At 71.1% G+C, this 21,178-nt stretch carries 20 protein-coding genes and 1 pseudogene; 10 read left to right on the top strand and 11 right to left on the bottom strand.

Going from position 1 to position 21,178, the window contains the following annotated elements:
* Positions 1-83: 83 nt before the first annotated feature.
* Together ADL22_RS00430 and ADL22_RS00425 are read right to left on the bottom strand one after the other, a co-directional pair.
* Positions 84-770, bottom strand: a pseudogene (locus tag ADL22_RS00430) (HAD family hydrolase); the annotation flags it as partial.
* Between the two features lie 227 nt (positions 771-997).
* On the bottom strand, positions 998-1,948 hold the full coding sequence (locus tag ADL22_RS00425) for a ScbA/BarX family gamma-butyrolactone biosynthesis protein (RefSeq protein WP_079063736.1): 951 nt from the start codon (positions 1,946-1,948) through the stop codon (positions 998-1,000).
* A 95-nt stretch (positions 1,949-2,043) separates the two neighbouring features.
* Between ADL22_RS00425 and ADL22_RS00420 the strand changes: the two genes are divergently transcribed.
* Entirely contained in the window at positions 2,044-2,721 is a 678-nt protein-coding gene (locus tag ADL22_RS00420) for a ScbR family autoregulator-binding transcription factor (protein WP_079063735.1), read from the top strand.
* A gap of 6 nt (positions 2,722-2,727) precedes the next feature.
* On the opposite strand, the gene polX is transcribed toward ADL22_RS00420, so the two are convergent.
* Positions 2,728-4,458, bottom strand: coding sequence for a DNA polymerase/3'-5' exonuclease PolX (gene polX, locus ADL22_RS00415; RefSeq protein ID WP_066972415.1), 1,731 nt, complete (start codon positions 4,456-4,458; stop codon positions 2,728-2,730).
* A gap of 144 nt (positions 4,459-4,602) precedes the next feature.
* Between polX and ADL22_RS00410 the strand changes: the two genes are divergently transcribed.
* From ADL22_RS00410 to ADL22_RS35115, 3 genes are all read left to right on the top strand, one after another.
* A complete protein-coding gene (locus ADL22_RS00410; protein ID WP_079063734.1) occupies positions 4,603-5,745 on the top strand; it encodes an acyltransferase family protein in 1,143 nt (380 codons plus the stop codon).
* A 110-nt stretch (positions 5,746-5,855) separates the two neighbouring features.
* Complete coding sequence (locus tag ADL22_RS00405; RefSeq protein WP_066972409.1) at positions 5,856-6,836, top strand: pirin family protein; 981 nt, start codon at positions 5,856-5,858, stop codon at positions 6,834-6,836.
* Between the two features lie 136 nt (positions 6,837-6,972).
* Positions 6,973-7,905 carry a hypothetical protein gene (locus ADL22_RS35115; RefSeq protein ID WP_159048560.1) on the top strand — a complete coding sequence of 311 codons (933 nt, stop codon included), beginning with the start codon at positions 6,973-6,975 and terminating at the stop codon, positions 7,903-7,905.
* A gap of 3 nt (positions 7,906-7,908) precedes the next feature.
* Here ADL22_RS35115 and ADL22_RS00395 read toward each other — a convergent pair whose 3' ends face one another.
* The gene (locus ADL22_RS00395) at positions 7,909-8,337 is read right to left on the bottom strand and encodes a VOC family protein (RefSeq protein WP_066972403.1); all 429 of its coding nucleotides are present in this window, start codon (positions 8,335-8,337) and stop codon (positions 7,909-7,911) included.
* A gap of 271 nt (positions 8,338-8,608) precedes the next feature.
* On the opposite strand from ADL22_RS00395, the gene ADL22_RS35905 reads away from it, so the two are divergent.
* Positions 8,609-8,812 (top strand): hypothetical protein, encoded by a 204-nt coding sequence (locus tag ADL22_RS35905; protein WP_066972400.1) that lies wholly within the window; start codon positions 8,609-8,611, stop codon positions 8,810-8,812.
* Between the two features lie 127 nt (positions 8,813-8,939).
* On the opposite strand, the gene ADL22_RS00385 is transcribed toward ADL22_RS35905, so the two are convergent.
* The 4 genes from ADL22_RS00385 to ADL22_RS00370 form a co-directional block, all read right to left on the bottom strand.
* Positions 8,940-9,278 (bottom strand): MerR family transcriptional regulator, encoded by a 339-nt coding sequence (locus ADL22_RS00385; protein ID WP_066972397.1) that lies wholly within the window; start codon positions 9,276-9,278, stop codon positions 8,940-8,942.
* A 263-nt stretch (positions 9,279-9,541) separates the two neighbouring features.
* Positions 9,542-9,856 carry an SCO5918 family protein gene (locus ADL22_RS00380; protein ID WP_066972394.1) on the bottom strand — a complete coding sequence of 105 codons (315 nt, stop codon included), beginning with the start codon at positions 9,854-9,856 and terminating at the stop codon, positions 9,542-9,544.
* A 284-nt stretch (positions 9,857-10,140) separates the two neighbouring features.
* A complete protein-coding gene (locus ADL22_RS00375; RefSeq protein WP_033202321.1) occupies positions 10,141-10,344 on the bottom strand; it encodes a cold-shock protein in 204 nt (67 codons plus the stop codon).
* 373 nt (positions 10,345-10,717) lie between these two features.
* Complete coding sequence (locus ADL22_RS00370; RefSeq protein ID WP_066972391.1) at positions 10,718-11,257, bottom strand: winged helix-turn-helix transcriptional regulator; 540 nt, start codon at positions 11,255-11,257, stop codon at positions 10,718-10,720.
* A 125-nt stretch (positions 11,258-11,382) separates the two neighbouring features.
* Between ADL22_RS00370 and ADL22_RS00365 the strand changes: the two genes are divergently transcribed.
* Positions 11,383-12,186 carry a crotonase/enoyl-CoA hydratase family protein gene (locus ADL22_RS00365; protein ID WP_066972388.1) on the top strand — a complete coding sequence of 268 codons (804 nt, stop codon included), beginning with the start codon at positions 11,383-11,385 and terminating at the stop codon, positions 12,184-12,186.
* Positions 12,187-12,265: 79 nt separating this feature from the next.
* On the opposite strand, the gene ADL22_RS00360 is transcribed toward ADL22_RS00365, so the two are convergent.
* Positions 12,266-12,484, bottom strand: coding sequence for a hypothetical protein (locus ADL22_RS00360; protein WP_066972385.1), 219 nt, complete (start codon positions 12,482-12,484; stop codon positions 12,266-12,268).
* A 353-nt stretch (positions 12,485-12,837) separates the two neighbouring features.
* Between ADL22_RS00360 and ADL22_RS00355 the strand changes: the two genes are divergently transcribed.
* The 4 genes from ADL22_RS00355 to ADL22_RS00340 all read left to right on the top strand — a co-directional run bounded on the left by ADL22_RS00355 (position 12,838) and on the right by ADL22_RS00340 (position 18,710).
* Positions 12,838-14,229 (top strand): MFS transporter, encoded by a 1,392-nt coding sequence (locus ADL22_RS00355; RefSeq protein WP_066972382.1) that lies wholly within the window; start codon positions 12,838-12,840, stop codon positions 14,227-14,229.
* Positions 14,230-14,388: 159 nt separating this feature from the next.
* Positions 14,389-16,614: an arylsulfatase gene (locus ADL22_RS00350; RefSeq protein WP_066972379.1), complete on the top strand. Its 2,226-nt coding sequence runs from the start codon at positions 14,389-14,391 to the stop codon at positions 16,612-16,614.
* A gap of 5 nt (positions 16,615-16,619) precedes the next feature.
* Positions 16,620-17,582 carry a nucleoside hydrolase gene (locus ADL22_RS00345; RefSeq protein WP_066972376.1) on the top strand — a complete coding sequence of 321 codons (963 nt, stop codon included), beginning with the start codon at positions 16,620-16,622 and terminating at the stop codon, positions 17,580-17,582.
* A gap of 123 nt (positions 17,583-17,705) precedes the next feature.
* On the top strand, positions 17,706-18,710 hold the full coding sequence (locus ADL22_RS00340; RefSeq protein ID WP_066972373.1) for a LacI family DNA-binding transcriptional regulator: 1,005 nt from the start codon (positions 17,706-17,708) through the stop codon (positions 18,708-18,710).
* 61 nt (positions 18,711-18,771) lie between these two features.
* Here ADL22_RS00340 and ADL22_RS00335 read toward each other — a convergent pair whose 3' ends face one another.
* Both ADL22_RS00335 and ADL22_RS00330 read right to left on the bottom strand, forming a co-directional pair.
* Positions 18,772-19,527: a GntR family transcriptional regulator gene (locus tag ADL22_RS00335; protein WP_066972370.1), complete on the bottom strand. Its 756-nt coding sequence runs from the start codon at positions 19,525-19,527 to the stop codon at positions 18,772-18,774.
* 19 nt (positions 19,528-19,546) lie between these two features.
* Positions 19,547-21,103: a sulfatase gene (locus ADL22_RS00330; protein WP_066972367.1), complete on the bottom strand. Its 1,557-nt coding sequence runs from the start codon at positions 21,101-21,103 to the stop codon at positions 19,547-19,549.
* Between the last annotated feature and the right edge of the window lie 75 nt (positions 21,104-21,178).

Here is a 21,178-nt window from a genome sequence, read left to right as displayed (position 1 = left end):
CCGTTCCGGGACGCTCCCGGGCCGCTGCCGTTGCTGCCGTTGGGGCTGCCGTTGGCGCTCCCGTTGCGGGCGGAGCCGGGGCCGCCGCCCTGGGCGGGGATCCGGGCCCCCGCCCAGCCCTGCACGGCCGGTTCGGCCAGCGACCGGACCCACCAGTCGGCGGGCGCCGCCTCCCGGCCGCTGGGCCGCGGGCCGACGCCGATCACCCGCAGCCCGGCGGCCGCGGCGGCCTGGATACCGCACTGCGAGTCCTCGACCGCCAGCGCGCGTTCCGGCTCGACCCCGCAGAGCCGGGCCGCGGTGAGATAGACGTCCGGATGGGGTTTGGGTCTCGTGGTGTCGTCCGGCACCACGATGTGGCCGAAGAAGTGGCGCAGTCCGGCCAGGTCCAGGCAGGACTCGACGACCTCCAGCGGGCAGTTGCTGGCCACCGCCAGCGGCGCGAACCGCGCGGCGGTGCGGACGAGTTCGGGCGCGCCCGGCATGGTCGCCGGATCGGCCGCGACCAGCCGGCGGAAGCGGTCGAGCAGGGCGTCGGTCATCTCGTCGGCCAGCTCCGGCCGGCCGGCCTGGTCGGCCATCAGCCGTCCGCAGGCGGTGTAGTGGAGGCCCCGGGCCTGCTCGGCGAAGCCTGGGGCGGCGGTGCAGCCGTATTCGCGCAGGACCGCGTCACGGGCGTCCACCCAGTGGCGTTCGGTGTCCATCAACGTGCCGTCGCAGTCGAAGACCACGGCGGCTGGGGTCCAGGAAAGGATGCGATGTGCGGTCATCCGAGGTTCCGTTCCGATGGGCCCGGAGGGCGGCGGTGTGACCGGTCGCCTCGAGGGCGTGTCTGCGTCGGTGCACGGCCGCGGCAGCGGGCTGAAGGGTTCCCGGCGGAGGGCGGCTCCCGACAGGGGAGACCAAGGCGCGCTCGGCGTCGGAAAATAACGATCGTTACGTTACGTACGGCAACGCGCCAGGGTCAATAGAGACATAAATGTCCATATTTTATGCTCTATGGGTAGCTGAGGGTCCCGTAGGCCGTTGGTGTGCCGTCCTGGACGACGCGGAACACGCACGTCGAGTGGTGGCGGGTGCACAGCACACGCGCGGACGGCGCGAGTTCGGTGAACCGCACCGCCCTGAGTTGCCCGGCGCACGGCCGGGCCAGCGCGCCCCCGCTGCGGTACGCCGCGGCCTGCCGCGCGGCCTCCAGCAGCACCATCCCGGGTACGTGGTCGGAAGGGTGGTCGAAGAGGAACGGGTGCAGCGGATCGGCCGGCGCCACCAGCAGCCCGTCGCCGTCCTCGGCCAGCACCGCGTCCTGCGGGTGGTTCACGGTCAGCGCGGCGGCCGGCGGACGGGACGCGCCCGCCCGGATGCCGGACGGCTCCACCGGGGCCGCCCCCCGGCCGCGCAGCGCCGCGTACCCCGCCCCGTCCACGAACCGCACGCCGCCGCCGCCCTGCCCGAACACCGCCCCCCGGGCCGCGAACGAGACGTCCAGCCGCAGGCCGGTGACGGTGCCGCCGGGCGCGCGGCGTACCCCGCCCACCCGCGCCCGGCAGGTGATCTCGGTCGCCCCGGGCCCGGCCGCCGGTTCGCGCTCCGGCGCCAGGCGGAAGTACAGGTCGGTGATGATCGCGTGGCACGCCGCCGGGACCCCGTGGAACCGCAGCGGGATGTACAGCCCCAGCTGGCGCAGGGTCTCCACCAGCACCAGCGGGCTGTGCCGCTGCGACCCGTCCCGGGGGAAGGTGGTGTGGGCGCGGGGCCAGGCCGCGGCCGCCTCGAAGGCGTCCGGGCGGCCCGCCGCGGGCCGGACGTCCGTCAGCAGGACCTCCGCCACGGATGCCCGGTGGACCAGCTCGCGCTCGACGGTCCGGGACCGGTTGAGCGGTTCGACGGTTCCGGACCGGATGAGCGGTCCGCTCGCTCCGGCCGGGCCGGTAGGTGACGTACTCATATGACCAGGGAATATCGAAATTCGAACAGGCGCACCCGTGAATTGCCGGCGGCCGGGCGCGGTACATTTCCAGCAGGTGGAGACCGACATCCGAGGTGCACGTGCAGATCCGGGCGAAGACCACGCGCAGATTCCTGCTGGAAGCGGCCGCAACTCTGTTCGATGAACGGGGCTATGCCGGGACGAGTATCAGCGATATCAGCGCGCATTCCGGCCGCACCAGCGGCGCGATCTATTTCCATTACGCCAGCAAGGAGAAGCTCGCACTGGCCATCGTCGAGGAGCATTTCGCCACCTGGCCGCAACTGATCAGCCGCTACCGCGAGCCCGGGGTGCCCGCCCTGGAAAAACTCGTCGGGCTCAGCTTCGAGGTGGCGCGGGCGTTCCGGGACGACATCGTGGTCCGGGCCGGGGCCCGCCTCTGGGCGGAGCGCAAGGCCATCGAGACGCAGCTGCCGACCCCGTTCCTCGGCTGGATCGAGGCCGTCACCCAGCTCCTGGAGGAGGCCGCCCGCAACGGCGAGCTGGCGCCCGGCATCCCGCCCGCGCCCACCGCCCACGGCATCGTCTGCGCCTTCTTCGGCCTGCACACCGTCTCCGACGCCCTGGAGGGCCGGCGGAACATCGAGGACCACCTCAACGACCTGTGGCGGCTGCTGCTCCGCGCCCTCCAGGCCGACCCCGACCCGGCGGCCCTGCTCGCCCGGGTCCACCACCGCACCCGCACCGGGGACGCGGCCGCCGCCCGGGAGCCGGCCCCCGAACCGGCCTGACCGGCCTCAGCCCCGCCGCCCACCGCGCAGGAACCGCCGCAGCCGGGTCAGCGGCCAGGTGTTGATGACGTCCTCCGGCGTCAGCCAGCCGCGCTGCGCGGTGCCCACGCCGTACCGCAGATACGGCAGATGCGTGGTGGCGTGCGCATCGGAATTCACCGCGAATTTCACGCCATGACGCTTGGCGCGGAGAATGTCCTCATCGCACAGATCCAGCCGCTCGGGATGCGAGTTGATTTCCAGCGCGGTGCCGGTGCGGGCGCAGGCCGCGAACACCTCGTCGAAGTCCGCGTCGATTCCCGGGCGTTTGCCGATCAGCCGGGTGGTGGGGTGGCCGATGATCGCCACGTACGGGTTCTCGCAGGCCCGGACCAGCCGCCGGGTCAGCTCCCGGCGGCTCTGGTTGAAGTGCGAATGCACCGACGCCACGCACAGATCGAATTCCGCCAGGAAGTCGTCGGGCCAGTCAAGTTCACCGTCCGGGCCGATGTTCAGCTCCGTACCGTGCAGCAGCCGCATCCGCCGGAATTTCCCGTCCAGCGCGCGTACTTGTTCCCGCTGCGCGAGCATCTTCTCGTCCGTCATCCGCTGCATGTAGAGGTTCGGCGCGTGGTCGGTGACCGCGTAATACCGGTAGCCCCGCTCGGCGGCCGCCGCGACCATGTCCTCCAGGGAGGACAGCCCGTCGGTGAGGTCGGTGTGGGTGTGCAGGTCCCCGCGGATGCCGTCCTCGGTGACCAGCTCGGGCAGTTCGCCGCGGAGCCCGGCGGCGATCTCGCCGCGGTCCTCCCGCAGCGGCGGCGGGATCCACGGCAGCCCCAGCCGCTGGTAGATCTCCTCCTCGGTCCGCGAGGTCACCAACTCCCCGCTCTCGCTGTCGAACAGCCCGTACTCGGACAGCTTCAGCCCGTGCCGCACCGCGATCGCCCGGGTGCGGATGTTGTGCCCCTTGGACCCGGTGAAGTACTGGAGCCCCGCGCCCCAGGAGTCCGGCGGCAGCACCCGCAGATCCACCTGGAGCCCCTTGGTCGTACGGACCGAGGTCTTCTTCTCCCCGTGCGCGATGACCTCGGCGGTGGCCGGCAGCTCCGCCAGCGCCGCCATGAACGGCGCCGACCGCTCGGCCGCCACCAGGATGTCGATGTCCCCGATCGTCTCCCGCATCCGCCGCAGCGACCCCGCGTAGCCGCACCGCTCGCACCCGGTGATCCGGGACAGCTCCCCGGTGATCTGCTCGGCCACGTCCATCGCGGCACTGATCAGGATCCGCCCCCCGCCCGCCTTCTGGAGCAGCGCGATCCCGTGCAGGATGTTCGCCTCGGTCTTCTCCCCGAACCCCTTCAGCTCCCGCAGCCGCTCCTCGTGGACGGCGTCCAGCAGCGCGTCCACCGAGGCGATCCCCAGCTCCTCGTAGAGCACCATGGCCTTCTTCGGCCCCAGCGTCGGGATGGTGATCAGCTCCCGCACCCCCGCCGGAATCGCCGCCCGGGTCTCCTCGATCACCGACACCCGCCCGGTGTGCAGATACTCCGCCACCTTCTCCGCGATCGACGCCCCCACATGCGGAATCTCCCGCAACCCCGCCACATCCAGCCGCCCCACATCCGTCGGATGCCCCCCGATCGCCCGCGCCGCCTTCTCATACGCCCGCGCCTTGAACGCATCACCCCCACTGATCGCGATCAGGTCGGCATACTCCTGCAGCAGCCCCTCGACCTCCTCATTCACACGCCCCATAACCCCAGGGTGCATCGGGGGAGGCGGGGTGGCATGCGGGGCCGGGCGCAACGCACTCCACCCCGTACCCACTTCACGGTTTCAGCGACATATAAGGGATTGTGTAACCTCCCACAGGTTTCTCACAGAACAGATGGAAGACACATGGGTATAGCGAGTGGCAGCGCAGCGGCCGTCCCGGTCGCCGCCGGACCGTCCAAGGGGACCGATGCGGTATCCGCGCAGCGGCCACCGCGCCGCCGGATCCTCGCGGTCGACGGGCTGCGGCTCGTGGCGGCCCTGGCCGTGGTCCTCTACCACCTCGTCGCCCGGGAAGGCGCCTGGCGGACCGACCCCAAGGCCCTGTTGCCCGGCCTCTTCCCGGTCGGTGCCTACGGGTGGCTCGGGGTGCAACTGTTCTTCCTGATCAGCGGCTTCCTCATCTGCATGAGCTGCTGGGGCCGGTCGCTCGGCGACTTCTTCACCTCGCGGGTGGTGCGGCTGTTCCCCGCCTACTGGTTCGCCGTGCTCACCACGGCCGCGGTGCTCATCGCCTTTCCCCTCGGCGACTCCCGGCTGCCGTTGCGCATGGTGCTCACCAACCTCACCATGCTCCAGGAACCCCTCGGCGTGGAACACGTCGACGGCGTCTACTGGACCCTCTTCGCCGAGATGCGCTTCTACCTGCTCTTCGCCGCGCTGGCCTGGTGGGGCCTGACCTACCGCCGGGTGCTGGCGTTCTGCTGGGTGTGGGTGGTCGCCAGTGCGCTCTTCGCCGGCTACGACGACAGCCCGGCACGGCTGCTGGTGATGCCCGACTACAGCTGGTACTTCATCGCCGGTATCGCCTTCTACCTCATGCACCGCTTCGGCCCCGATCTGCTGCTCACGGGCCTGGTCCTGGTGTGCTTCGGCGCCTGCCTGCCGTTCGTCCACTCCTCGTGGCAGCGCCTCCCGCGCTACATCGGCCACCACGTCCCGTTCTGGCCGGTCGTCCTCGTCCTGGCCGCCTGCTTCGCGGTGATGGCGCTCGTCGCCACCGGCAGACTGACGTGGATGCAGTGGCGCTGGCTGCCGTACGCGGGCGCGCTGACCTATCCGCTCTACCTCCTCCACCAGAACATCGGCCGCAAGCTGATCGGCCTCCTGGAGCCGCGGCTGCCGTCGTACGGCGTGCTGGCCGCGGCCGTCGCCGCGCTGCTGGTGGCCGCCTGGCTGGTGCACCGCTGCGTCGAGCGCCCCGCCGCCCGGTGGCTCAAAACCGGCCTGACCCGCGCCGCGGCCCGGGTCCGCGCGGCCACCCCCTGAGCGCCAGCCGGCACCGGCCCGGATGCGAAAAAGCTCACCGGCGCGCAATACTTTTACATTGAACTAACGTTTTACCTTGAGCTACTCCTGCCGAGGGGAAGGCGAGTGCCGTGAGCAACGTCGAGGCGCATCCGGCCGAAATGCGCTGTGCGGCGCCGGTCGAGGGTGTGCGGAGCGCCGCCGCGCCGCGGGTCGAGGTCCTCGCCCCGCGGCAGGTCCCCCTGGGCGGCCCGCGCGCGATGACCGTGCGGCGCACCCTGCCCCAGCGCTCCCGCACCCTGATCGGCGCCTGGTGCTTCGCCGACCACTACGGCCCGGACGACGTCGCCGCCACCGGCGGAATGGACGTCGCCCCGCACCCCCACACCGGTCTGCAGACCGTGAGCTGGCTCTTCAGCGGCGAGATCGAGCACCGCGACAGCCTGGGCACCCACGCCCTCGTACGCCCCGGCGAGCTGAATCTGATGACCGGCGGACACGGCATCGCCCACTCCGAGGTCTCCACCCCGCGGACGACCGTCCTCCACGGCGTGCAGTTGTGGACCGCGCTGCCGGAAGCCCACCGCGACACCGGCCCCGCCTTCCAGCACCACGTACCCGATCCTGTACGCCTGCCCGGCGCCGAGCTGAGGGTCTTCCTCGGCTCGCTGGCCGGCACCCGCTCCCCGGTGCGGACCTTCACCCCCCTCCTCGGAGCCGAACTCCTCCTCGCCCCGCACGCCACCCTCGCCCTCGACGTGGACCTGGCCTTCGAACACGGCTTCCTCGTCGACACGGGAAGCCTTGGCGTGGCCGAAACCACCATCCAGCAAGCCGAGCTGGGGTACATCCACCCAGGCATCGACCGCCTCACCCTGACCAACCCCGCGGCGGAAACGGCCCGCGCGATCCTCCTCGGCGGCCCGCCGTTCGAGGAGGAGATCGTGATGTGGTGGAACTTCGTGGGCCGCTCCCACGAGGACATCGTCCGGGCCCGCGCGGACTGGATGACAGGCACCCGATTCGGCGAGGTCCATGGCTACGACGGCGACCGCCTCCCGGCGCCCGAGATGCCGTCGGTGGTCCTGCGGCCGCGGCGGCGCAGCTGCTGAGCTGGGGTGGCGTTACGCGCGTTCTTCGACGTCGGCCGGGGAGGGGCGGGCAGCGGTTGCGGGGCGTTCCGCCCGTCCGACACTGGACAGAGGGGCGTTGTCCGGAAGAACCAGGCGCCGGGAAGCAGGTGCGCAGATGCCAGCCCCGTACGAACGAAGCAACGCGGAGATAATCGTCCTGCAAGAGGAATTGGGTTCCGAACCCTTCCTCTCCGACCGATTGCGTTCCCTCCAGGGGGAAGAACAGCAACCCGGGCAGGGGCCGGATCAGGGCCCTTCTTCTCCTTCCGGAAGAACGCGGGCGCAGCGGGAGGAGAGGGCGGAATTCCGCAGGAGCGCGGCCGCCGAGACAGCGGGACACGTCAAGGAATTCCTGCGCCATGCGTCGTCGTCGCAGTCGCACGCGTTCTCACCCTCGCACGCCGTTCCGGCCCCGGAGGAATTTCCGTCGCACGTCTTCGGAGCGACCTACGGGCCCGATACCGAGGGCACGGGCGGCCCCGACGTCTACAGCAGAGGGTGGAGCTGGGTGCCGCCGCCGGTGACCGGTACGGATACCGCCAGAGCCGACGTACGCACCGGAAACCTCAGCGCCACCCGGTACATCACCTCGGGTGAGAACAACTCCTACGCGATGATCAGCGTATGGCTGACCCCGTTGGCCGACAGGCTGCTCAACGTCATGCCGTACGTGAACTGGAACGGCTACGCCAAGGTCCAGACCCGCGTCTTCGATCCGCACGTCGACGAACAGCAGCCGGCCGCCTCGGGCGGCTACCTGGGCATCATCGTCGGAAGCGTGGACGCGTCGGGCCACTACACCCTTCAGGCCAGAAAATGGGTCCCGCTCTGGGAGATCGGCGGACTGAACCCCAACCAGACACAGAGTTACACGGCGACCGCCCACGGCGGAGACTTCGTCCTGCCATTCCAGGCGAGAGCGAACCAGCGCTATGACATCTCCGTCGCCTGCACCGTCCACGTACAGGGCAAACAAGGTTTCGCGGTGGAGACCCTGGCGGATTCCGAGTTCTGGTGCACCATGCCGCAATTGCAGGTGTTCAGCTAACGCTCAGTCAAGACAGAACTCGTTGCCCTCGATGTCCAGCATCGGGATGCACGCATCATTACCGTCATACAGCGTCTGCACGTGTACGGCGCCGAGCGGGATCAGCCGCGCGCACTCGGCCTCAAGTGCGGCGAGGCGCTCTTCCCCCCTGAGCCCGGTGGCGACCCGCACGTCAAGATGCAGCCGATTCTTGGCGGCCTTCCCTTCGGGAACGCGCTGGAAGAACAGTCGCGGGCCAACACCGGAAGGGTCAACGCACGCAAACCATGCGTCACGCTCCTCAGCTGGCAGCGAGCGCTGGAATTCGTCCCAGGTAGCAAACCCCGCCGGTGGCGGCGGCACGACGTACCCCAACACCTCGCACCAGAAACGAGCGAGACGCTCGGGTTCCGCGCAGTCGAAGGTGACTTGGAACTGCTTGATCGATGCCATCGGTGCACCGTACCAACGGGACGTGAGGCTCCGCCGCCCGTTTTCCCAGGGGAGCCGCCGGCGACCCTGTCGGGACGCGGGACGCCGCACACTTCGCCAACCGCGGGCACACGGGCGTCCGCCGTATTGGCGCCGGTGCCGAAATCACGACTGCTTCCGCGACGCGCTCGCGGCCCTGGTCGCCCGGGCCGCAGTCAGGCACGACTTCGGCTTCTACACGACCGCGGGCGACCCGGCTTTCGAGGCCGCCGTCACCGCTGCCGTCTGGGACATGTACGGTCCGCACGCCGAGCAGCACACCGCGGAACTGACCGGTCTCTTCGCCCACGAGCTCGGGTACGCGCCGGCGACTCTCGCCACCTATCAGGCGGCATACGCCCTCACCACCTACGACCTCTTCGGCTTGGACGACAGCGACGGGCACTTCCGGTGGTGCGCGGAACTCCTGCGCCGCAACGCCGTGTTCAGTGCCTGAAGGGGCGGGCGGTCCCTTCAGGCCGTTCGAACCGTTCCGACGGTTCCGACCATTCCGACCGTTCGGACTGGACGGCTCATATGCCTCCGCGGCGGTGATGCACGGGATTGTGCCGCGTCACCCCGGATCAGTGCGCGGCATGGTCCCGCTCGGCTGCCGCGCGCCGGTATTCGGCGTTGATGCGCTGGGCCTCCTCGAGCTGATCCTCCAGGATGACGATGCGGCAGGCGGCCTCGATCGGTGTCCCCTGGTCGACGAGTTCGCGGGCGCGGGCGGCGATCCGGAGCTGATAGCGCGAGTAGCGGCGGTGACCGCCCTCCGAGCGGAGCGGCGTGATCAGGCGCGCCTCTCCGACGGCCCGCAGGAAGGCGGGCGTGGTGCCGAGCATTTCGGCGGCCCGGCCCATGGTGTAGGCGGGGTAGTCGTCATCGTCCAGACGACCGCTGAGCGGGGTTTCTTCTGTCATGTCACCTCGTTGAACCCATGCGTCGAAAGGCCCCGGCGCCGTACGGCACCAGGGCCCCGAGGGAATTCAACACCATCCGCCCGCCCCGGTGACGTACGGCACCGCCCTTCCGTGTCCGCCGCCGGCACGGGAGCCTGCCCTGCGAAGGCCGGTGGAGCGGCCCACCAGCCCGTGCCGCCTGCCGCACACCAGCACGCGGAAGGCCCCGCCGACACCTGCCGGCGGGGCCCTCCGCGTTCAGATCAGGCTTTCGCCACCGCCCGCTAGAGAGGGGTGGAGGTGGTGCCAAGAAGAGCGGATGCCGTCTCGAACGGCGTCAAGGCGCGCGCGGGCGCGTCGGCCTCGAGGTGAGTGCTGCACGTGAAGCCGAGCTGCGTCATGGCTCGGGCGACCTCTCCGGCGGAGAAGTCACGGCGGTCCTGCCGGGTGATGACCGCGCCCACCTGCTTGAGGGGGTACTGCCGGCGGCCGATCGTCACGGAGCCGCTGGTGATGGGCTCGGGCTTGACGCCCTTCATCAGTTCCAGCACTTCATTCTTGGTCAGATCGAACGGGAATCGGGCGATGACGACGCGCATGATGCCTCGCAAGTATGTGGGAGAAGCTGGCTGACAGGGGTGAGGTGATCCGGGGACACGACAGGAAACGGGGAAACGCCCCCAAGCGCACGGGCCGGCTCGAACGGTGCGGAGCGAGGAAATTCCCGGGAGCGGGCGAGTGAATTACCTGAGTGGTCCCGTCCGCCGGCTACCGGCCGGCGGCCCGAAATCTGCCCGCGCATCTCCCCGCGCAGCTCCTCGCGATGCAACGAGCTGGGGCCCGCACCCAAGGTGCGGGCCCCAGCTCTCATGTGCGCGCGGCGTCAGGCGGAGACGATGTTCTCAGCCGTGGGGCCCTTCTGGCCCTGCGCGATGTCGAAGGTCACCTTCTGGCCTTCCTGAAGCTCACGGAAGCCCTGGGAGGCGATGTTCGAGTAGTGGGCGAAGACGTCGGGGCCGCCGCCGTCCTGCTCGATGAAGCCGAAGCCCTTTTCAGCGTTGAACCACTTAACGGTGCCAGCAGCCATGTCAATTCTCCTTCGAGGCAGTGCCGGAGCCCACACCGTGTGGGCTCCGTGTCGTCGCGATGATTACCCCGCCGGAAACTGACCGGAAATGCATAGGCACTCCCACCGGCACGCGTTGGCCAAGGTGAGGGGTCTTGAAGCTTGCGGGAACCACAACTGCAACTGAGATCGAGACTAGCACGGCACGAACGGCATTGCGCAATAAGTAATTCAATTCCGCCTGCCGCGACAGAAATGCTCTCGGGGCGTATGCGCAAATTCTGTTCCCGCCGGCACACATATTGATTCCCTGGGGGCACAGCTATGAGGCGCTGCGGCGCGGCTGTGACACCCGAAGCGACCGGGTGGCCCCTGCCCCGTGCGGGCCTGGTCGTCAGGGGCCCGCGGGCGTGTCTGGCTGTGGCTGGGTGGCTTGGCGGGCTGGGAAGCGTTTGGCGATCTCGGGGTTGGCGAGCAGTCGGGTGGGGTAGCCGGGGCCGGTGCGGACGGTTGTGTTGTCGTGGCGCAGGGGTTCGCCGCAGGAGCAGCAGACGACGCGGGCCTGGGTGTCGTGGCCGCAGGTGGTGTGTTCCATGACGACGGGGACGCCCTCGTCGCCGGCGAGCCACCGGTCGCCCCAGGCGTTGAGGGCGGCGAGGACGCCGAAGAAATCGCGGCCTTTGTCGGTCGGCAGGTACTCGTGGCGGACCGGGTCGCTCTGGTAGGCGCGACGCTGCAGCAGGCCCGCGTTCTCCAGGCGCCTGAGGCGGTCGGTGAGGGTGTTGCGGGCGATGCCGAGCGAGTCGATGAAGCCGTCGAAGCGCGACTCGCCGTAGAAGACCTCGCGCAGGACGAGCAGCGTCCAGCCGTCGCCCAGGATGTCGACGGTGCGGGCGATCGAGCAGGGCCAGCTGTCGAAAGAGGTCCGTCTCATGCCCGTGACCTTATCAGTTGCATGATGAGATGCACTTGTCCTGGCGCTCCGGCCGGACTAACGTCTCGTGGGTCTCATCATGCAACTGACGGCGGTGTCGGCGGTGCCGGCGAGGAGGAGGGGCGATGAGTGCGACGTCTGGGGACGCGGGGAGCACGGTCACGGTCGAGCGGGACGGGCACATGCTGCTGATGGGTCTGAACCGTCCTGCCAAGCGCAACGCCTTCACCAGGCAGATGATCGGTGAACTGGCGTCGGCGTACGGCCGGTTGGAGGCGGACGACGACCTGTGGTGCGGCGTGCTGTTCGCCCACGGCGACCACTTCACGGGTGGACTGGACATGCTCGACGTCGGCGCCGAGCTGGTGTCGGGGGAGTTCGCCGTCCCGGAGGGCGGCCGCGATCCGTGGCGGCTGGACGGGAACTGGTCCAAGCCGGTCGTCGCGGCCGCGCAGGGCTGGGTGATGACCCTGGGCATCGAGCTGCTGCTGGCCGCCGACATCCGCGTGGCGGCGCGGGACGCGCGCTTCAGTCAGTTCGAGATCCGGCGGGGGATCTACCCGTTCGGCGGCGCGACCTTCCGGTTTCCGCGCGAGGCGGGGTGGGGGAACGCCATGCGCTGGATCCTGACCGGTGAGGAGTTCGACGCAGCCGAGGCCCACCGCATCGGACTGGTCCAGGAGGTCGTCGGCGACGGCGCCGCGGCGGTCGCGCGGGCCAAGGAGATCGCGGGCGTCATCTGCGAACGGTCGGCGCCCCTGGGGGTGCGTACCGCGCTCGCCTCCGCGCACCGGGCCCGCGAGCACGGCGATGCCGCGGCCATCGCCCGACTGCGGCCCGATATCGCCCGTCTCACCGCCACGGCTGACGGTGCCGAGGGTGTGGCGTCCTTCGCGGAGCGCCGGGATGCCCGTTTCACCGGGCGGTGATCACCGGCGCTCCGGTATCGCCAGTACCGCCGGCACCGCGGTGGTTCACCGCCGCGCCTCCGTCGTGAGATTCAGGCGTTCACTTGTCCTCGTACCTGGCCAGGGCCAGCCCCAGGCCGAAGAAGGTGGGCGCCCACTCGCCGACGAAGATGCCCCACCGGTCGGCGCGGTCGGTGCCGGCGCTCTCGCCCTTCACGGAGCCGAGCCAGGCCAGGAAGGACAGGCCGACCGAGGCCACCGCGGCCGTGTACGCGTGATCGCTCCGCAGGCCCGCTTCGTGCAGCTTCTTGATCACCATGGATAACCCCTGTGTTCGAAGGATGGGAACCCTCCCACCGTCGGCGCGGACCAACCCGTTGGCCAGAACATGTCCGCCGAATGGGTGACGGGGTGGTGGGTGAGGGGGGGTGATGGCGACGGGGTGGGTGGTGGTCGGTCGGTCGCGGTGGTCGGTGGCTTCGTCGCGGGTGGCTTGGGGTGCTGCCGGTCCGGCGCAGGGTGCGGTGGGGAGGGTTGACAGTGAACTGGGCCACTCGTAGGTTGGCCGAAATCTGAAATCGATTTCAAGCCCCTATCGCCCTTCGGTAAGCAAGGTGAGCAAGACGCGCGGCCTGAAATCGATTTCGTCGCCGCCCGCCCGTGAGGTGCTCAGTGAATCTTGCGCATTCCCACCAGCCGGTCCGCTCGGCCGGTCAGCCCTGGAGGGCCGCCCTGGCCGGCGGCTTCGGGTCGGTGCTGGAGTTCTACGACTTCTTCGTCTACAGCCCGCTGGCCGTGCTGGTGTTCGCCGATGTCTTCTTCCCCGCCCAGTCGCCCGGTGCCGGAGCGCTGCTGGCGTTGAGCACCTTCGCGGTCGGGTTCATCGCCCGGCCGATCGGAGGGCTGCTCGCGGGGCACCTGGGGGACCGGGTGGGGCGGCGCCCCATGCTGGTGGCCACGTTCCTGTTCACCGGCGCGGTCACGTTCGCCGTGGGGCTGCTGCCCACCTACGCGCAGATCGGTGTCTGGGCGCCGGCGCTGCTCGTAACGCTGCGCTTCCTGCAAGGCATCGGCCTGGGCGGCGAGTGGGGCGGCGCCGCCCTGCTGGCGGTCGAGCACGCCCCCGAGCACCGCCGGGCCTTCTTCGGCAGCCTCATCTCGGCCAGCGCGCCGCTGGGTGTGATCCTCGCCAACGGTGTGGTCGCCGTCCTGACCGGTACGCTCACCCGGTCCCAACTTCTGGCCTGGGGCTGGCGGATCCCCTTCCTGGTCAGCATCGTGCTCGTCATCGTGGGCCTCCTGCTGCGCATGAAGGTCGAGGAGACACCGGAGTTCGCGCGCCTGCGTTCGGCGAACCGGCCGTCGCCCAGCCCCGTTCTGCAGGTGCTGCGCCGCCATCCCCGGCAGATCCTGGCCGTCGTCGCCATCCACGCCGGACCCACCACGGTCGGCTTCCTCAGCGGGACGTTCCTGGTGGGCTACGCGGTGAAGGCGATGCACCTCAGTCCGGCCGTCGCCCTCACCGGGACGATCACCGGCAGCGTGGTGCACTTCGTCCTCACCCTGCTCATCGGGCGCTTCGCGGATCGCGGCGGCCAGCGGCGGTTCGTGAGCATCGGCGGGGCGGCCATCATCGTCTGGGCCTTCCCGATGTTCTGGCTGGCGGGACTGGGGCAGGTCGGCGCGCTGTTCTGTGCTTTCATCGGCGTGGCCGTCGTCCAGGCATTCATCTCCACACCGGAACCGGCCTTCTACGCCAGCCTCTTCGGGCCGGAGACCCGCTACAGCGGAATGTCCATCGGCTACCAGACCGCGACCATCATCGGCGGCGGCGCCGGGCCCCTCGTCATCCAGGCACTGGTCGACGGCTCGGGCGGGGCGACGTGGCCCGCGTCCCTGTACCTGGCGGGTGTGGGCGTACTGGTCCTGGTCGCCGCGCTGACCGTCCGTACCGCGACCGCCGGGCGCGGAGAGGGTGCCGGGGGCGGCGCCGAGGGCGAAAGCGGGGGCGGTGCCGGGGAGTCCGCCGCGACGGTCCCGCCTGCCGAGGGCGCCACGACCTGACCCGGATCGCTACGCAGCCAGTCACACGCCGGTCCTGAAATCGATTTCGAATCCCTGCCGCAACCAAGCCACACGCACGCACCCAAGTCACGCACACGCACCCAAGCCACACGCACCCACACACACAACCGCACCAACCCAAGCAAGGAGCGCCCCCTCATGCACAACCCCCGCCCCCACCCCTTCCCCGGCCGCATCGGCCGTACCGTCGCGGAATCCACCCCCTGGTGGCCCGCCGCCGCCCCGGACGGACCGGCGGGGCCGAACGTCCTGGCAGTCGTGCTGGACGACACCGGCTGGGCGGACTTCGGCTGTTTCGGGTCGGAGATCCACACGCCCACCATCGACGCCCTGGCCGGGCGGGGACTGCGGTACACCGACTTCCATGTGACCCCGCTGTGCTCGCCGACCCGGGCCGCCCTGCTGACCGGCCGCAACCACCACGCGATCGGCATGCGGTTCCTGGCCGACACCGACACCGGTTTCCCCAACTCCCGCGGCCGGGTCGACCCGGACGTGCCGATGCTGCCCGAACTGCTGCGCGCGCAGGGCTACGGCACGTACCTGGTCGGCAAATGGCACCTGGCGCCCCTGCACGAGGTGACACCGGCCGGCCCCCACCACAACTGGCCGCTCGGCCGGGGATTCGACCGCTTCTACGGCTTCCTCGACGGCTGCACCGACCAGTACGCGCCCGAACTCTACGAGGACAACCACCCCGTCACGCCGCCGGCCGATCCCGGCTACCACCTCAGCGAAGACCTCGCGGACCGGGCCATCGGCTATGTGTCGGACCACGTCGCCTTCCGCGCGGGGCAGCCGTTCTTCCTCCAGCTCGCCTTCGGCGCCACGCACGCGCCGTTCCAGGCACCGCGCGCGTACATCGACCCCTACCTGCCGGTCTTCGAGAAGGGCTGGGACCGCACCCGCGCCGACCGGCTGCGCCGCCAGATCGACCTGGGCGTGGCGCCGCCGGGCACCGAGCTGGCGCCCCGCAACCCGGGCGTCGCGCCCTGGGACGCACTGGACGAGGACCGGCGCCGGCTCTACACCCATCTCCAGGCCGCCTACGCCGGCTTCCTCGAACACGCCGACGCCCAGCTCGGACGGCTCGTCGCCGCACTGGACCGGCTCGGGCAGCTCGACAACACCCTCGTCCTGGTGCTCTCCGACAACGGCGCCAGCCGCGAGGGCGGCCCGGACGGCGCCGTCGACATCAACGGCCCCTACGGCGGCTCCCGCCAGGACGTGGCGACCCAGCTCACCCGCCTGGACCGGATCGGCGGCCCCGACGGCCCCGCCCACTACCCCGAGGGCTGGGCGATGGCCGGCAACACCCCGTTCCGGCGCTACAAGCAGTACGTCGACCTGGGCGGCGTCCGCTCGCCGCTGGTCGTCTCCTGGCCCGCCGGCATCCCGGCCCGCGGCGAGGTGCGGACCCAGTTCGTCCACGCCATCGATGTGGCGCCGACCGTACTCGACGTGATCGGTGCGACGTCGGTGGCGACGGACGGGCGCAGCGCGGCGGCCACCTTCACCGACCCCGAGGCCCCGGCCCCCCGGGACACCCAGTACTGGGAGATGCTCGGTCACCGGGCGGTCTGGCACCGCGGCTGGAAGGCCGTCACCGAGCACCGCCAGGGCGTTCCCTACGAGGACGACACCTGGCGGCTGTACGACACCACGACCGACTTCTCCGAGTGCCACGATCTGGCCGCCGCCCATCCCGAACGGCTTGCCGCCCTGCGGGAGTTGTGGTGGCGCGAGGCCGAGGCCAACCAGGTCCTGCCGCTGGACGACCGCTCCCTGGCCGAACTCCTCGGCCTGCGCCCGCCGCACGGCCTGGCCGGCCGCCGGCGCCTGGAGCTCCGCCCCGGGCACGGCCATGTGCCGATCTCCAGCCTGGTCACCGGTACCGACCGCTCGATGCGGATCACGGCGCGGCTGCGGGGCCGCCGGCCGGACGACGAGGGCGTCCTGCTGGCCAGTGGCAGCTGCCAGGGCGGTTATGTGCTCTATCTGCGGAACGGCCGCCTGGCGTTCGAGCACCACGCACTGGGCGAACGCGTCGTCTGCCGGGCCGACACCGAGGCGCCGACCGGCGACTGCGCCGTGGGATTCACCCTGAGCCGGGCCGGCGACCGCTCCGCGGAGGTCACCCTGGTGCAGGCCGGCCGGACCGTCGGCAAGGCCGCCATCCCCGTCACCTCACCGCACCTGTCGTTCTGGGGCCTGGACGCCGGCCGCGATCCGGTCAGCCAGGTGTCGTCCGCGTACGAGGGCGAGTTCCCGTTCCCCGCGGACGTCCTCGACGCGGTGACGCTCGACTTCCTCGGCGCCTCCACCCCGGAAGAGGTCGCCGAAGCCATCGAAAGCAAGGAGTGACCTTCATGGAAGAAGTGATCCTCGATGTCGACACCGGTGTCGATGACGCGCTCGCGCTGCTGCTCGCGGTCCGGCACCCCGGGCTGAACGTCCGAGCCATCACCTGTGTCGCCGGCAACACGGACGTCGACGGGGTGGTCCGCAACACGCTCACCGTGCTGGAGACCGCGGGTGCCCCCGACATCCCGGTGGGCCGGGGCGCCGAGCGGCCCCTCCTCGCTGACTGGCACGACGCCCGTCACGTCCACGGCGCCGACGGCCTGGCCGACCTCGGTCTGCCCGCACCCACACGCCGCCCGTCCGAGCTGCACGCCGTTGAACTGATGCGACGTCAGATCGCGGACAGTCCGACTCCCGTCACCCTGATAACCCTGGCGCCGATGACCAACACGGCCCTGCTGCTGCGCAGTCACCCAGAGGTCGCCGCCGGTATCAAGCGCATCGTCTTCATGGGCGGGACGGCGGCGGTCGGCAACGCCACGCCCGTCGCCGAGTTCAACGTCTGGCACGATCCGGAAGCCGCCGCTCTGGTGCTGGGCGCGGGCGTGCCCCTGACCATGTACGGCCTGGACGTCTTCTACGACGTCGCCCTCAGCCGCGCCGAGGTCGACACGCTCGCCGCCGCCGAGGAGCCGGGGACGCGGCTGGCCGGCCGGCTGCTGCGGCATCTGTCGGGCGGCGCCGACGACACCCGGATCGCGATACCGGGCGGTGCCGGGCTCGGGGACGCGGGCGCGGTGTGCGCCGCCGCCGACCCCGGGGGCCTGCGCACCACCCCGCTGCCCGTGCGGATCTGCCTGGCGGAGGGGATCACCCGGGGCCAGACCGTCGTCGACCGCCGGGGCCATCGCGGCGAGTCCGACCTGGACGGCGCCCCGATCGGCCCGCTCGTGGACGTCGCGTTGGGTGTGGACGCCTCACGCTACCGCCGGCTCTTCCTGGACCATGCCTGCGGGAAGCTGTGCTGAGCTGAGGGGACGGACGGCGCGCCGGTGACTGGGCCGGCAGCCAGTAGGCTGGCGCGGGCAGCGGCGGACCTCCGCGGACCGCGGCTGCCCGCCGAGGGAGCGACGAGGAACGAAGGGGGCGCCATGGCCACCATCAGCGATGTGGCCCGGGCGGCCGGCGTCTCGCCGGCGACTGTTTCCCGTGTCCTGAACCACCCGGACATCGTCGTGGCGGAGAAGCGCAACCGCGTCCTGGCCGCCGTCGCGCGCCTGAACTACCAGCCCAGCTCGGCCGCCCGCGGGCTGCGCAGCGGCACGTTCGACACCCTGGCGCTGCTGGTCGGCGACATCTCGCAGCCGTTCCACGGGCGGCTGGCGAAAGCCATCGAGCAGGCCGCCGAGGCCAAGGGGTACAGCGTCCTGCTGTGCGACCTCGACCACCGCACCGACCGCCTCCTCGGCTTCCTCGCGTCGCTGCCCAAGCGGGGGGTGGACGGCATCCTGCTGGCCACCGCGGACGACCTCGACACACCCCCCGTCCGGGACGCCCTCGCGCATCTCCTGGAGCAGGGCGTGGCCGCCGTCAGCACCTCGCAGCGGCTGCCCGGCCTGTCCGTCCCCGCCATGGTGATGGATTACGCGGCCGCCGCCCGGGAGGCCACCGCCCACCTGCTGGACCGCGGGCGCTGGCCCGTCGCCTGCCTGAGCGGGAACGCGTCGTCCGCCTACTCGCGGCAGATCCTGGCGGGTTACCGGGCGGCGTGCCGGGCCGCGGGGCGGCGGGTGCCGCGCCGGATGGTCCTCGACGGGGACTTCCAGGCCGGGCCGGCGCGGCGCGCCATGGCGGACGTACTCGCGTCCGGGACGAAGCCGGAGGCGGTGCTCGCGGCCAACGTGCCCATGGCCCTGGGCGCCCTGCGCGCCGCCGCCGACAGCGGCCTGAGCGTGCCCGGCGACCTCGCCGTCATCTCGTGCGAGGACGTCCCCATGGCCGAATACCTGCGCCCTTCGCTGTCCGCGGTGGGTACGGACCTGGACACCTACGGCCGCCAGGCGGTGGAACTGCTCGTTGCCGCGATCGAGGGCGAGACGGTCGCGCCCGTCGCGCCCATGCCGTACACCCTGCGCGTCCGCGACTCGTCTCCCTGACGCGGCGCACGCCGTTCGCCAAGGGCCCGGGCGCGCGGCGCGAACGGGCCCCGGCCCCGGCTCACCCCGACGCCGTCCGCACCAGCATGATCGAGAACACATCGGACCGGTAGTAGCTCTCGGTCGACACCACGATGTCCCCGGCGTCGGAGTAGCTGGCCTGGTGCGCGTGCAGCACGGCGACGGACGGTTCGGGAAGGTCGAGCAGCCGGCGGATCGTGTCGTCGGCGACCGCCGCGTCCAGCCGCGCCTCGTCCCGTACGACGCGCGTGCCGGTGCGCTGGATGAGACTGGGGATGTCGGCGTCGAGGGCGGTGAGCGGGGTGGCGTCGACCGCCACCCCGTTGACCCGCAGGGGCACATAGGCCCGCAGCAGCACGCCGGGCCGGCCGTCGACGCACAGGCAGCGCTCGATGAACCACACCTGCTCGCCCGGCTCCGTGCCCAGGTCCGCGGCGTTCTCCGCCGGGCAGGGCACCTGCTCGACCCGCGCGTGGGCCAGCTCCGGGGTGTGCCCCTCGTGCCGGATCCGCTCGGGCAGGGAACCGACGTCCCCGAGGTCCACGTAGATGTTGGCGACCGCGCCGCCGGCCGCGACGGGACGCTCGCGGACGAAGGTGCCCACGCCCCAGCGGCGCGTGATGAGGCCCTCGACCCACAGCTGGCTCAGCGCATCGCGCACCGTGACCCGGCTGACACCGAGGCTCCGGGTGAACTCGGCCTCGGAGGGCAGCTGATCGCCCGGTCGCAGTTGCGCGGCGATGTGCTCGCGGATGGCCTGGGCGACTGCCGATGCACGTTTGGGGGGCTTCCTCACGGCCTTGATCCTACGACTGTCACCAGGTGCCGATGCCGAACAAGTCCCGCGGGCTGTTCGGGTAGCCGGCGCACACGATCATCTCCAGCAGCCGGTCGCGCAGCTCGCGCCGGGTCTCCTCCCACTCCGGGAGGCCGGCGAGGTTGTGCTGCTCGTCCGGGTCGCTGACGAGGTCGAAGAGCTGCTCGCCGCCGCCGGAGAAGAAGGTGGTGTAGCGGTGGCGCGCGGTGCGGATGGTCCGTGCCCAGCTGCGCGGGGAGGCTTCCCAGTGGTTGTTGTTGCTCTGGATGTACACCGCGTCGCGCCACGGCTCCGCCTCGCCGCCCTGGTCATCGCCGGGTTCGCCGCCCAGGCACAGCGGGAGCAGCGAACGGCCCGCGAAGAGCGGGATCCGTTCGGGGTTGCGCGGGCGGCCGAGGTCGGGCCGGGGCAGCACCGGATGGTCGAGTCCGGCCAGGTCCAGGATGGTGGGCGCGAGATCGGTGAGTTCGACCAGCTCGTCGCGGAAGCCGGGGGTGAGGCCCGGGCCGTTCACGATCAGCGGGACGCGGATGCACGGGTCGTAGTGGCGCTCCCACTTGCCCAGCATGCCGTGGTCGTGGAGGAGTTCGCCGTGGTCGGAGCAGAAGAGGACGTAGGTGCCGGCCAGCGTGCCGGTCTCGGCCAGGCAGTCGAGCAGCCGGCCGAGTTCGTGGTCGAGGTGGGCGCAGTCCGCGAAGTACAGCCGGCGGTCGCGGGCCCAGTCACGGGTGTCGTAACTGCACCGGCCGTAGCGTTCCTGGGCGAAGTAGGGGAGGCGGTCCGCCACGGCCCACTCGGCCGGGACGGGCTCGGGGATGCGTTCGGTGCGGACGTGCGGGACGTACTCGGCCGGCGGCGCGAACGGATTGTGCGGCTGCACGTAGCTGACCTGCGCGAAGAACGGGGTGTCCGCGGCGGTCGAGCGGACGAAGTCGCAGGCCCGGTCGGTGATCCAGGCAGTCTGCGACACCTCGGCGGGGAAGGGCAGGGTGTACGCCTCGGTGGCGGCCTCCGGATAGCGCTGCCGGGCCTTCTCGATCTCCGCGCGCAGGTCGATCCGGTCGGGACCGTAGCCGGTCAGCTCCGGAATCATCGTCATCCAGACCGTGGCCTGCGCCGCTTCGTAGTGCCCGGGGTGCTGGTCGCGGACCCAGTCCAGCCACTCGCCGGCCCGGGCGTCCTCCGTGACACAGGTGACGTCGAAGCCGTACCGGCGGTAGTCGGGGCGCACCCCGGCGATGGAGGGCGCCAGATGCAGCTTGCCGAACAGCCCGGTGCGCCAGCCGCCCTGCTGCAACTCCCGCATGAACGTGGGGAGTTCGGGGTCCAAGGTGTAGCCGCACTCGGTGACGCCGTGCCCCTGGCTGGTCAGTCCGGTGGCGACGCTGGCCCGGGCCGGGCTGCACACCGGGTTGGGGGTGTAGGCGTTGGTGAACCGCACACCGCGGTCCGCCAGGCGCCGGAGGTTGGGCAGGTCGACGATGCCGTCCCAGGCTTGTTCCAGCCAGCGGGCGGCGAGCTGGTCGACCATGACCAGGACGATGTTGCGCTGCATGGGGTGTGCTCCTTGTCGCGGGTGTTCGGCGCGTTGCGGGGGGCGGGTGTTCGGCGCGTTGCGGAGGGGTGGGAG

The sequence above is a fragment of the Streptomyces sp. NRRL F-4489 genome (assembly GCF_001509485.1).
In the GTDB taxonomy this organism is placed as follows: Bacteria; Actinomycetota; Actinomycetes; order Streptomycetales; family Streptomycetaceae; genus Streptomyces.
Note: the sequence above shows the minus strand (reverse complement) of the source record. Positions and strands in the feature narration are given on the sequence as shown.

Coding starts and splice junctions, on each gene's coding strand:
- ADL22_RS00425 (WP_079063736.1), bottom strand. CDS start 1,948: ATGAGTACGTCACCTACCGGCCCGGCCGGAGCGAGCGGACCGCTCATC.
- polX (WP_066972415.1), bottom strand. CDS start 4,458: ATGGGGCGTGTGAATGAGGAGGTCGAGGGGCTGCTGCAGGAGTATGCC.
- ADL22_RS00410 (WP_079063734.1), top strand. CDS start 4,603: ATGGGTATAGCGAGTGGCAGCGCAGCGGCCGTCCCGGTCGCCGCCGGA.
- ADL22_RS35115 (WP_159048560.1), top strand. CDS start 6,973: ATGCCAGCCCCGTACGAACGAAGCAACGCGGAGATAATCGTCCTGCAA.
- ADL22_RS00395 (WP_066972403.1), bottom strand. CDS start 8,337: ATGGCATCGATCAAGCAGTTCCAAGTCACCTTCGACTGCGCGGAACCC.
- ADL22_RS35905 (WP_066972400.1), top strand. CDS start 8,609: ATGTACGGTCCGCACGCCGAGCAGCACACCGCGGAACTGACCGGTCTC.
- ADL22_RS00385 (WP_066972397.1), bottom strand. CDS start 9,278: ATGACAGAAGAAACCCCGCTCAGCGGTCGTCTGGACGATGACGACTAC.
- ADL22_RS00380 (WP_066972394.1), bottom strand. CDS start 9,856: ATGCGCGTCGTCATCGCCCGATTCCCGTTCGATCTGACCAAGAATGAA.
- ADL22_RS00375 (WP_033202321.1), bottom strand. CDS start 10,344: ATGGCTGCTGGCACCGTTAAGTGGTTCAACGCTGAAAAGGGCTTCGGC.
- ADL22_RS00370 (WP_066972391.1), bottom strand. CDS start 11,257: ATGAGACGGACCTCTTTCGACAGCTGGCCCTGCTCGATCGCCCGCACC.
- ADL22_RS00365 (WP_066972388.1), top strand. CDS start 11,383: ATGAGTGCGACGTCTGGGGACGCGGGGAGCACGGTCACGGTCGAGCGG.
- ADL22_RS00360 (WP_066972385.1), bottom strand. CDS start 12,484: ATGGTGATCAAGAAGCTGCACGAAGCGGGCCTGCGGAGCGATCACGCG.
- ADL22_RS00350 (WP_066972379.1), top strand. CDS start 14,389: ATGCACAACCCCCGCCCCCACCCCTTCCCCGGCCGCATCGGCCGTACC.
- ADL22_RS00345 (WP_066972376.1), top strand. CDS start 16,620: ATGGAAGAAGTGATCCTCGATGTCGACACCGGTGTCGATGACGCGCTC.
- ADL22_RS00340 (WP_066972373.1), top strand. CDS start 17,706: ATGGCCACCATCAGCGATGTGGCCCGGGCGGCCGGCGTCTCGCCGGCG.
- ADL22_RS00330 (WP_066972367.1), bottom strand. CDS start 21,103: ATGCAGCGCAACATCGTCCTGGTCATGGTCGACCAGCTCGCCGCCCGC.